The 11,024-nt window shown below is 58.1% G+C and carries 7 protein-coding genes; 3 read left to right on the top strand and 4 right to left on the bottom strand.

All coding sequences use genetic code 11. The features are described from left to right. Positions 1-134 precede the first annotated feature (134 nt). On the bottom strand, positions 135-572 hold the full coding sequence (locus tag K787_RS0108435) for a hypothetical protein (RefSeq protein ID WP_022962358.1): 438 nt from the start codon (positions 570-572) through the stop codon (positions 135-137). A gap of 93 nt (positions 573-665) precedes the next feature. On the opposite strand from K787_RS0108435, the gene K787_RS0108430 reads away from it, so the two are divergent. After that, entirely contained in the window at positions 666-1,109 is a 444-nt protein-coding gene (locus K787_RS0108430) for a universal stress protein (RefSeq protein WP_022962357.1), read from the top strand. A gap of 223 nt (positions 1,110-1,332) precedes the next feature. On the opposite strand, the gene K787_RS0108425 is transcribed toward K787_RS0108430, so the two are convergent. Next, complete coding sequence (locus K787_RS0108425; protein WP_022962356.1) at positions 1,333-3,267, bottom strand: ATP-binding cassette domain-containing protein; 1,935 nt, start codon at positions 3,265-3,267, stop codon at positions 1,333-1,335. Between the two features lie 195 nt (positions 3,268-3,462). Between K787_RS0108425 and K787_RS0108420 the strand changes: the two genes are divergently transcribed. After that, positions 3,463-5,403: a transglycosylase SLT domain-containing protein gene (locus K787_RS0108420; RefSeq protein ID WP_022962355.1), complete on the top strand. Its 1,941-nt coding sequence runs from the start codon at positions 3,463-3,465 to the stop codon at positions 5,401-5,403. 18 nt (positions 5,404-5,421) lie between these two features. On the opposite strand, the gene K787_RS0108415 is transcribed toward K787_RS0108420, so the two are convergent. Beyond that, positions 5,422-6,354 carry a chemotaxis protein CheV gene (locus K787_RS0108415; RefSeq protein WP_022962354.1) on the bottom strand — a complete coding sequence of 311 codons (933 nt, stop codon included), beginning with the start codon at positions 6,352-6,354 and terminating at the stop codon, positions 5,422-5,424. 130 nt (positions 6,355-6,484) lie between these two features. Then, positions 6,485-7,069: a Fe-S biogenesis protein NfuA gene (gene nfuA, locus K787_RS0108410; RefSeq protein ID WP_022962353.1), complete on the bottom strand. Its 585-nt coding sequence runs from the start codon at positions 7,067-7,069 to the stop codon at positions 6,485-6,487. A 223-nt stretch (positions 7,070-7,292) separates the two neighbouring features. Here nfuA and metH point away from each other — a divergent pair, with 223 nt between their 5' ends. Continuing rightward, positions 7,293-11,021 (top strand): methionine synthase, encoded by a 3,729-nt coding sequence (gene metH / locus K787_RS0108405; protein ID WP_022962352.1) that lies wholly within the window; start codon positions 7,293-7,295, stop codon positions 11,019-11,021. The last annotated feature ends 3 nt before the right edge of the window (positions 11,022-11,024 follow it).

Raw genomic sequence — 11,024 nt, 5'->3', positions numbered from 1 at the left:
CTGCCGTTGTCAATCAGCGGCGCCGCGGAGCGGCGTCAACCGCACTTTTCTATAAAGCTGCTTCTCTATAAAAACAATGGGATACGCCTTCCTTCAACAAACAACATAAGGTCAAGTCCAAACACGCCCGCAAACTAAACCGCGCCTGCTTCGGGCAATAGGGCCAGCGCCTGATCGAGCTCCGTCAGCGGCTCCAGCGTTTGCGGCTCAATCCAGAAGACCAGCACCGAGAAGGACTGCCGGTCAATCCGCCGAATGCCTGCTGGCAATGCATCCAGGACCGGCTGGGCACCTGAGCTTTCGGCGCTGCCTAGCAACCAGATCCAGCCAGTGTCGGTCCGCTGGCAGCTGAACTCGCTACTCAAGGGGCAGCGGGCCAGCGACCGACGGTAACCCACGCAATGCTCCAAAAGCGGATTGTGATCAGCCTGCAGTTGCCTTTCGACCCGATAACCGAGCTTGCGCGCCTCCTCCCGCAAGCGCTGTATATGCATGATTCGCCCACGCGGCATCAACTTGAACAGGTTGGCCACCAGGATTGCCGCCACCACCCCGACTATGATCCAGCTCATAGCAGCACGCAGCGGGACCAGGCCACCCGTTCAGGATACTGGACTGATGTGGAAAGACTGTTACTATCAAACGGAAAATCAGGAGAAACCTGCATGCTCTACTCTCACGTGTTAGTCGCCATAGATCTTATAGATGAATGCCGCGCGGTTGCCGACCATGCCAAGGCCTTGGCCAAGGCACTGGATGCCAAGCTGACGCTGCTGCACGTTGTCGAACCGCTGGCCATGGCCTACGGCGGCGACGTGCCCATGGACCTGTCCATGTTGCAGCAGCAACAATTCGAGCAGGCCCGCGAACGGATGGCACTCTTCGCCAGCGAGTATGGTTTGCCGGAAGATCAGTTGCAGATCGCCTTTGGCCATCCGCGCCAAGAAATTCATCGCGTAGCCACCGACCAGCAATGCGATCTGATCGTTGTCGGCAGCCATGGGCGTCATGGCCTGGCTCTGCTCCTGGGCTCTACCGCGAACGATGTATTGCATGGCGCGCCTTGCGACGTTATTGCTGTGCGGTTGGCTAAGAAGAAGAAGGCCTAGGCATCAGCTTCAAGCTCAAATCTGACCGTAGCCTGACTGTGCATCTGTCCTTTTCTGGCCACGCTTAAACCCACAGTCAAAATGGATCCCCGCCTTCGCGGGGATGACGGGCATACCGGGGGGTGACCGGAATACCTGGTGATGACCGGAATACCTGGTGGTGACCGCAATACCTGGAGATGACCGGAGTCTTGGGGTGACGGGAGCGGCAGCGGACCGACGGCTAGCCGCCGGTCATATCCTCCAGCTCGGCCCAACGCTCCATCGCCTTATCCAGTTCAGCCTGTTTTGCCGCAATGGCGTCCAGTACTGGGGTGGTTTGTTCGATGGGCTGTTGATAAAACGCCGGATCATTGACCTTGGCTTGTAGCACAGCAAGCTCACCTTCCAACTTGTCCATTAGCGCCGGCAAGCCGTCAAGTTCGCGCTGAACCTTGTAGCTGAGCTTGACCTTGGTCGGCGCAGCAGCGGCGGGCTCTGCAGCAGGTACGGGTGTGGCTGCAGGCTGCTCAGCGGCTGGCGTATCAGCGGCCATCGCATCGGAATCCCATTCGGCGAGCATTTCGATCTTGCCGCCCTGGCGCAACCAGTCAGCGTAGCCGCCTACGTACTCGCGCACATTGCCGTGACCTTCAAACACCAGGCTGCTGGTCACCACGTTGTCGAGGAATGCCCGGTCGTGGCTCACGATCAGCACGGTGCCGTCAAAGCCCGCCAGCACTTCTTCGAGCAGTTCCAGGGTTTCCACATCCAGGTCGTTGGTCGGTTCATCCAGTATCAGCATATTGGCCGGTTTGCTGAACAGGCGTGCCAGCAGCAAGCGCGCGCGCTCCCCGCCTGACAACGCCTTGACCGGCGTACGTGCACGCTCTGGTGAAAACAGGAAGTCGCCCAGATAACTGATCACATGCCGACGCTCGCCGTTGATCTCGATAAAATCGCGACCTTCGGAAATATTGTCGATTACCGTGGCCTCCAGATCAAGCTGGTCGCGCAACTGGTCAAAGTAGGCCACTTCCAGCTTGGTACCATGCTTGACGGTACCGCTGGTAGGCTCGAGCTTGCCGAGCAGCAGCTTGAGCAACGTAGTCTTGCCCGAACCGTTGTTGCCGATCAGACCAATGCGATCACCACGCAAGACGTTAAGCGACAAGTTGCGCACCAGCGGTACGTGGCCCGGCCAGGCGAAGCTGACCTTGTCCAGCTCGATCACGCGCTTGCCGGAAGAATCTGCGGTTTCCAGCTGGAAGCTGGCCTTGCCTTGGCGCTCAAGGCGCTGAGCGCGCTCGTTGCGCATTTCCTTCAACGCGCGCACACGACCTTCGTTACGGGTACGGCGCGCCTTGATGCCCTGGCGAATCCAGACTTCTTCCTGGGCCAGGCGCTTGTCGAACAGCGCATTGGCGGTCGCTTCGGCGGCTAACTGCTGCTCCTTATGCTCCAGAAAACTCAGGTAACCGCCCTGCCAGTCAATCAACTGACCGCGATCCAGCTCCATGATGCGCGTGGCCAATGCCTGCAAGAACTGACGATCGTGGGTAATAAACAACACGGCGCCGCGGAAATCCAGCAGCACCTGCTCCAACCAAGCGATGGTATGAATATCCAGGTGGTTGGTTGGCTCATCGAGCAGCAACACATCCGGCTCGGAGACCAACGCCTGGGCTAGCAGTACGCGCCGACGCCAGCCGCCGGACAGTTCCGACATTTTCTTCTCGGCCGGCAGACCCAGGCGGGTCAGCGTGGTTTCCACCAACTGATTCAGGCGCCAGCCATCTTTGGCCTCCAGGCGCTCCTGCACCTTCTCCAGGCGCTCCAGCTCGGCTTCGCCCATCTCACCGTGCACCAGGTGGTGGTACTCGGCAAGCAGATCGCCCACACCGGCCAGGCCGGCGGCAACCACGTCATACACCAGGCTGTCATCGGCCTTAGGCAGCTCCTGCGGAAGCTGGCCGATCTTCAACCCCGGCGCATACCAGATCTCTCCCTCGTCACTGCTTTGCTCGCCATTGAGCAGCTTGAACAGGCTCGACTTGCCAGCGCCGTTACGGCCGATCAGGCACACCCGCTCACCCCGGTCGAGTTGAAAGCCGACCTTGGACAGCAGTGGATTCAGGCCGTAGGCCAGGGAAACGTCAGTAAATGAAAGCAGCGCCATAACACACCTTTTGATTAATCAGGGCGGCATTCTACCTGTTGCAGCGCAGCGCTGCCCGTACTTTGCGTGGCGCCCCTATGCCCTTAGCAGACAAACCGCTAAACTGAAATTATCTAGGTGTGCCCAAATGCAGCAGTCCGGCATCGATCCCATGCCCTCACCATTCTACTGATGGCCCTCGGGCCAGGATGAACAATGCCCTTCAAGCGATTGAAAAAACTACAGTTAGCCGCTGGCCTTGCGCTCACCACGCTGCTTGCTAGCCAGAGCCTGCAGGCTGATACGCTGCAGCAACGCCAGCAGTATGATCAAGCAATGGCGGCTCTGAAGGGCGGCCAGATGCAGCGCTATGAATCGCTGAAAGGCCAACTGCGCGATTACCCGCTCTACCCCTATCTGCTACTGGAAGCGCTGAAACAGCGCGGCAATGCTGTCAGCCACCAGGAAATGCAGAACTTCTTTATTGCCCATGGCGACTTGCCGACCGCCCAACGAGTGAAGAACGACTGGCTGCGCCGGCTCGCCCGCGATGGCGAATGGCGGCAACTCAATGAGAATTACGATACGGCTAGCCAGGATGCTGGCATCAATTGCCAGATTGCCTTTCAGCGCTGGCGTGAGGGCAACCAGGCCGAGGCTATGCAACGTGCCGGAGAACTATGGACGGTAGGCCGCTCGCAGCCCAAGGATTGCGATCCATTATTCGACCGCTGGCGCGCCGCTGGCGGGCTGACCGAGGATGTAGCCTGGGCGCGCATCCGCGAAGCCCTGCTGTATCGGCAGGACGCCCTGGCCAGCTACCTGACCCGTTATATGCCGAGTCAGAAAGCGCTAGCAGAGCTGTTTGTAGAGACGGCGACCAAACCCCAAGGCCTTAACCAGTTTGGCAACTTCCGCCCGGGAGCAGGCAAGCCCGCCGATAAGCTGGCTGACATCGCCGCCGTGTCCCTACGCAGGATGAGTCGCGAGGATCCAGCAACGGCCATGGCGCTATGGCCGAATTATCGTGACCTACCCTTTAAGGAAGCGGATCGCCTGGCGGTCACACGTGACATCGGCACACGCATGGCCCGCCGTCACAACGCGGATGCGCTGCCATTCATGGCTGCCAACGATCCGGCAATGAAAGACGACCAGATCAGCGAATGGCGCATTCGCCTGGCGCTGCGCTCCGGCCAGTATGAAAGCGCGCGGACCATGACCAGCAGCATGCCCGAGAGCATGCAGGAGCAGAGCCGCTGGCGTTACTGGAAACTACGTAGCCAGCAACTGGCACAGCCGGACGTCGGTGAACTGACCACGGATTACGCTGACCTGGCCGAACAACGGGACTTTTATGGCTTCATGGCCGCCGAACGCAGCAACAAGCCCTATGCCCTGAATCATGCGCCGGCTCAGGTCGACCCCAAGGTATTCGCCAAGGTCAGCAACACTGGCGGGATACGTCGCGCCCGCGAATTTTTTGCCCGTGGGCAGATCGTCGATGCACGCCGCGAGTGGTATCACGTCGGCCAGTTTTTCAGCCGTGAAGAGTTGATCGCGCAGGCGCTCATGGCCAAGGATATGGAGTGGTACTTTCCAGCGATCCGCGGGATCAGCCAGGCGCAGCATTGGGACGACCTGGATATTCGCTTCCCGATGGCCTACGAAGAGCCCATCCGCGCGCAGGCCCAGGCGCGCCAGCTCAGCTCCCCGTGGGTCTACGCCATTACCCGCCAAGAAAGTGCCTTTATGGCCGATGCGCGCTCACATGCAGGCGCCATGGGGCTGATGCAGTTGATGCCAGGCACCGCACGGGAGACCGCTCAGCGCTACGGTATCGCCCTGCGTAATCCGAATGACGTGTTGATTCCTGAGCGCAATATCGCGTTGGGCACCGCCTACCTGTCGCAGCTGCACGGGCAGTTCCAGGGTAACCGAGTATTGGCATCAGCCGCTTATAATGCCGGCCCTGGCCGCGTGCGCCAGTGGACGCGAGATATGCAGCCACTACCCTCGGACATATGGATTGAGACGATTCCCTTCGACGAGACCCGCACCTACGTACAAAGCGTACTCAGCTACGCGGTGATCTATGGGCAAAAATTGGGTATTCGCCAGCCGGTGATGGAACAGCACGAACGCTACCTGGATTAGCGCTCATATGGCCCGGGGCTACTCGTCCAGTAGCCTCAGGCGCTCGCGGACCACCTCGACCAGTTGATCGGGCTGGAACTTGGAGAGAAAGCCGTCACAGCCGACTTTCTCGACCATGGCCTTGTTGAAGTTACCCGACAGCGAAGTATGCAGCACCACGTACAGGTCTTTCAGACGCGGGTCCTTGCGAATTTCCGAGGTCAAGCGATAGCCATCCATCTCGGGCATTTCTGCATCGGTAATCACCATCAAAAGCCGCTGGGCGATATTCTCGTCTTCATCCGCCCAGGCCTGCAACTGGCGCAGCGCACGCAAGCCATCGGTAGCCACGTGCATTTTAAGATCCAACTGTGAAAGGGTCTCGCGCAGTTGGTTGATACCCGTTGGCGAATCATCCACCAGCAGCACTTCGCGGCCACGCGCCTTGCTCAACAGCTCGTCATCCAGCAAGCCTTCGCTGACTTTGGCGTTGAACGGCACTATCTCCGCCAATACCTTCTCTACGTCGATGATTTCCACCAGACGCTGATCATCCAGACGAGTAATAGCGGTCAGATAATGCGTGCGCCCTGCCCCACGCGGCGGCGGCTGCACGGAGTCCCAATTAAGATTCATGATGCGGTCAACACCACCGACCAGAAACGCCTGAACCGAGCGATTGTATTCGGTGATAATAATAGTGCTGTCCGGCAAGGCCTGTTGCGGACGCATACCGATCGCACCAGAAAGGTCGATGACCGGCAGGGTCTGGCCACGCAAATGGATCACGCCAGCCACATGCGGAGCACGTTGGGGCAGCTGCGTCAGCCTGGGCAGCTGCAATACTTCACGGATCTTGAACACGTTAAGGGCAAATAGCTGCTGACCGGCCAACCTGAACAACAGAATCTCCAACCGGTTTTCACCGACCAGACGCGTTCGTTGGTTGACGGTATCCAGAACTCCAGCCATGGAAAGCCTCGCAGTTGAAATGGCAGATTGATTTCTAACCCAGACTTCTCGCCTAGTCCAAGGTTATCTGCCATCCCAGTAGATTCTGAAGGGCTGCATTGTATTTAATGGCCGGATTTATTAGCCGGGCTCAGTAGTAGGCGTTTTCTTTCACAGTGTGGTCAGTCACATCACGCACGGCGGTAATTTCCGGAATCCGCTCGACCATGGTTTTCTCGATGCCCTCTTTCAGGGTGACATCGACCATGCCACAACCCTGGCAGCCACCGCCAAATTGCAGGATAGCCACGCCGTCTTCCACTACGTCGATCAATTTGACTTCACCACCATGACTGGCCAGCCCGGGGTTGATTTCAGTTTGTAACAGGTAGTTGATGCGTTCATTCAGCGGGCTATCGGCGTTAACCATCGGTACCTTGGCGTTAGGTGCCTTGATGGTCAATTGGCCGCCCATGCGATCGGTCGCATAGTCCACTACCGCATCTTCGAGAAACGGCTCACTGACCGCATCCAGCCAGACATTAAACGGCTCTAGCGGAATCATACGGTCTTCGGGCTTCTCTTCACCTGGCTTGCAGTAGGCAATACAGGTTTCAGCATAGGGGGTACCCGGTTGCGTAATAAAAACGCGAATGCCTATGCCATCGGTATCCTGCTTGGAAAGCAGCTCGGCCAAATAGTCCTGTGCCGCGGTTGTCAACAAAATGCCTGCCATGAATTGCCTCGTGCGCAATGACTTTAATGCCGCTAGTGTACGGGATTGCACCCGCCGAATAAAGTCCTACCTTTCTACTAGGTTATTTCCTGCATTCAAAGCTATGTTTACAACACTACTTACAGATAGCCATACGCTCAGCGTTCAGTGTGCGCTGCGCATCTGCTAGAATGGCGGGCTTTTCCGTGTGTCTTACCCGTGTGTCATAGAGTCCGGAGCATTCATGTCTGTCCGAAAGTCTGAACAAGAGCCTGATCAAAAATCTGGCCGCAACGCCCGCCTGAACGCCCTGAATAGTGCCCTGCGCGAACGCATCCTGATTCTCGATGGCGGCATGGGCACGATGATTCAGAGCTACAAGTTCGAAGAAAGCGACTTTCGTGGCGAGCGCTTTGTCGATTGGCCGTCAGATCTCAAGGGCAATAACGACCTGCTGGTACTGACCCAGCCAGACGCGATTGCGGCCATGGAAAAAGCCTATCTGGACGCGGGCGCAGACATTATTGAAACCAACACCTTCAACTCCACCAGTGTGTCGCAGGCCGACTATGGCATGCAGGACCTGGCCTATGAGCTGAACCTGGAAGGCGCGCGCCTGGCCCGTCGCGTATGCGATGAAAAAACCGCTGAAACCCCCGACCGCCCGCGCTTTGTCGCCGGCGTACTGGGGCCGACCAGCCGCACCTGCTCGCTGTCTCCCGACGTGAATAACCCAGGCTATCGCAATATCACTTTCGATGGGCTGGTCGCCGACTATATCAGCTCGACCAAGGGTCTGATCGAGGGCGGCGCGGATCTGATTCTGATTGAAACTATTTTCGACACGCTGAACGCCAAAGCGGCGATCTTCGCCGTGCAAGACGTGTTCGAACAGTTAGGCGTGGAACTGCCGATCATGATCTCCGGCACCATCACCGACGCCTCCGGCCGTACGCTGTCCGGGCAAACTACCGAAGCCTTCTGGAACTCGGTATGCCATGCCAAACCCATCTCCGTGGGCTTGAACTGCGCGCTGGGCGCCAGAGAGTTGCGCCCTTATCTGGAAGAACTGTCTGACAAGGCTGCTACACATATATCCGCCCATCCGAATGCCGGCCTGCCAAACGAGTTCGGCGAATACGATGAAATGCCCGAAGAAACGGCGGCGATCATTGAAGAGTTTGCCCAGGCAGGCTTTCTGAACATTGTCGGCGGCTGCTGTGGCACCACCCCGGCGCACATTCAAGCGATCGCCAAAGCGGTAGCCAAGTACCCGCCGCGTGCGATTCCAGACATCCCCAAGGCCTGCCGGCTGTCCGGCCTGGAGCCGTTCACGATTGACCGCAGCTCACTGTTCGTCAACGTCGGCGAGCGCACCAACATTACCGGTTCTGCCCGCTTTGCCCGACTAATCCGTGAAGATAACTACACCGAAGCGCTGGAAGTGGCGCTACAGCAGGTCGAGTCAGGCGCGCAAATCATCGATATCAATATGGATGAGGGCATGCTGGATTCAAAGAAGGCGATGGTCACCTTCCTTAATCTGATTGCCGGCGAGCCGGATATCTCCCGCGTGCCGATCATGATCGACTCTTCCAAATGGGAAGTGATCGAGGCTGGTCTCAAGTGCATCCAGGGTAAAGGCATCGTCAACTCGATCTCCATGAAGGAAGGCGTCGAGCAGTTCAAACAACAGGCGCGCCTGTGCCAACGCTACGGTGCAGCCGTGGTAGTCATGGCCTTTGACGAGCAGGGCCAGGCGGATACAGCGGCGCGCAAACGCGAGATCTGCAAGCGCTCCTACGACATCCTGGTTAACGAAGTCGGTTTTCCGCCAGAAGACATCATCTTCGACCCCAACATCTTCGCCATCGCCACCGGTATCGAAGAGCACAACAACTACGCCGTCGATTTTATCGAGGCCTGCGCCTATATCCGTGACGAGCTGCCCTATGCACTGACCTCAGGCGGAGTGTCCAACGTGTCCTTCTCGTTCCGTGGTAACAATCCGGTGCGCGAGGCGATTCACTCGGTATTTCTGCTGCATGCGATTCGCAATGGCCTGAGCATGGGCATCGTCAACGCCGGTCAGCTGGAAATCTACGACGAGATCCCCAAGAAGCTGCGCGACATCGTCGAAGACGTGGTGCTCAACCGTACCCCCGGCGGCACTGACGCGCTGCTGGCCGTAGCCGATGAGTACAAGGGCGATGGCAGTGTCAAGGAAGCCGAGAGCGAAGAGTGGCGCGGCTGGAACGTGAACAAACGCCTAGAGCATTCGCTGGTCAAGGGCATCACCGCCTTTATTCTTGAGGATACCGAAGAAGCGCGTCAGCAGTGCACCCGCCCGATCGAAGTGATCGAAGGCCCATTGATGGCCGGCATGAATATCGTTGGCGACCTGTTTGGCGCCGGCAAGATGTTCCTGCCCCAGGTGGTCAAATCCGCCCGCGTGATGAAGCAGGCGGTTGCCCACCTGATTCCCTTTATCGAATTGGAAAAAGGCGACAAGCCCGAAGCCAAGGGCAAGATCCTCATGGCCACGGTCAAAGGCGACGTGCACGATATCGGCAAGAACATTGTCGGCGTGGTGCTCGGCTGTAACGGCTATGACGTGGTCGATATGGGCGTGATGGTGCCGGCAGACAAGATCCTCAAAACCGCCATTGAGGAAAAGTGCGACATCATCGGCCTATCTGGCCTGATCACCCCGTCGCTGGATGAAATGGTCCACGTCGCCAAGGAAATGCAGCGCCAGGGCTTTACCCTGCCGCTGATGATTGGTGGCGCGACGACCTCCAAAGCGCACACAGCGGTGAAGATCGAACCGCATTACAAGAATGATGCAGTGATCTACGTGACTGACGCGTCACGCGCTGTGGGTGTCGCTACAAGCCTGCTATCCAAAGAAATCAAGCCGGATTACATCGCCAACATTCGCGCGGATTACGAAGTGGTGCGCGAGCGCACGGCCAACCGCAGTGCCCGCACCCAATATCTGAGCTATGAGCAAGCCAAGGCCAGCAAACTGCAATTGGATTGGGACAACTATCAGCCGCCCGCGCCGACTTTTACCGGCACCAAAACGCTGGAGAATATCGATCTGGCGACGTTGGCCGAGTATATCGACTGGACGCCCTTCTTTATCTCCTGGGACCTGGCCGGCAAATACCCGCGCATTTTCGAAGATGAGGTGGTCGGTGAGGCTGCCAGAAACCTGTTTGCGGATGCGCAAGCGATGCTCAAGCACATGATCGATGAGCGACTGATCAGCGCCAAAGCGGTATTGGGCTTCTGGCCCGCCAATCAGGTCAACGATGACGACATCGCACTCTACGACGAGCAGGACCAGCCTATCGCCACCCTGCACCATCTGCGGCAGCAGGGCATCAAGCCGGACAACAAGCCGAGCCAGAGCCTGGCTGACTACGTGGCGCCAGCCGACTCTGGCAAGCGAGACTATATTGGCGGCTTTATCTGTACTGCCGGCATTGGCGCTGAAGAACTGGCCAAGGAATACGAAGGCAAGGATGACGATTACAACGCCATTATGGTCAAGGCCCTGGCCGACCGCCTGGCCGAGGCCTGTGCCGAATGGCTGCACCGCGAAGTGCGGACCCGCTACTGGGGCTATGTCAGTGACGAGCAGTTGGAAAATGACGAGCTGATCAAGGAGAAATACCAGGGTATCCGCCCTGCCCCGGGCTACCCGGCCTGCCCTGATCATACCGAGAAGGAAACGCTGTTCAGCCTGCTTGATCCTGAACAGTCCTGCGGCGTGACGCTGACCGAGAGCTTTGCGATGTTCCCCACGGCAGCCGTCAGTGGCTGGTACTTCTCACACCCTGATGCGCGCTACTTTGCCGTCGGCAAGATAACCAAGGATCAGGTCGAATCCTATAACCAGCGCAAGGGTCAGGAGTTGCGCATTACCGAGCGTTGGTTGTCGCCGAACCTGTCCTACGATAACTGAGCC

This window comes from Halopseudomonas pelagia CL-AP6 (assembly GCF_000410875.1).
In the GTDB taxonomy this organism is placed as follows: domain Bacteria; phylum Pseudomonadota; class Gammaproteobacteria; order Pseudomonadales; family Pseudomonadaceae; genus Halopseudomonas; species Halopseudomonas pelagia.
The sequence above is the reverse complement of the archived record's forward strand: the minus strand, read 5'-3'. Positions and strand labels throughout refer to the sequence as shown.

What these genes read in the sequence shown, in the direction of transcription:
- K787_RS0108435 (WP_022962358.1), bottom strand. Translation starts at nt 572, where the DNA reads ATGAGCTGGATCATAGTCGGGGTGGTGGCGGCAATCCTGGTGGCCAAC.
- K787_RS0108430 (WP_022962357.1), top strand. Translation starts at nt 666, where the DNA reads ATGCTCTACTCTCACGTGTTAGTCGCCATAGATCTTATAGATGAATGC.
- K787_RS0108425 (WP_022962356.1), bottom strand. Translation starts at nt 3,267, where the DNA reads ATGGCGCTGCTTTCATTTACTGACGTTTCCCTGGCCTACGGCCTGAAT.
- K787_RS0108420 (WP_022962355.1), top strand. Translation starts at nt 3,463, where the DNA reads ATGCCCTTCAAGCGATTGAAAAAACTACAGTTAGCCGCTGGCCTTGCG.
- K787_RS0108415 (WP_022962354.1), bottom strand. Translation starts at nt 6,354, where the DNA reads ATGGCTGGAGTTCTGGATACCGTCAACCAACGAACGCGTCTGGTCGGT.
- nfuA (WP_022962353.1), bottom strand. Translation starts at nt 7,069, where the DNA reads ATGGCAGGCATTTTGTTGACAACCGCGGCACAGGACTATTTGGCCGAG.
- metH (WP_022962352.1), top strand. Translation starts at nt 7,293, where the DNA reads ATGTCTGTCCGAAAGTCTGAACAAGAGCCTGATCAAAAATCTGGCCGC.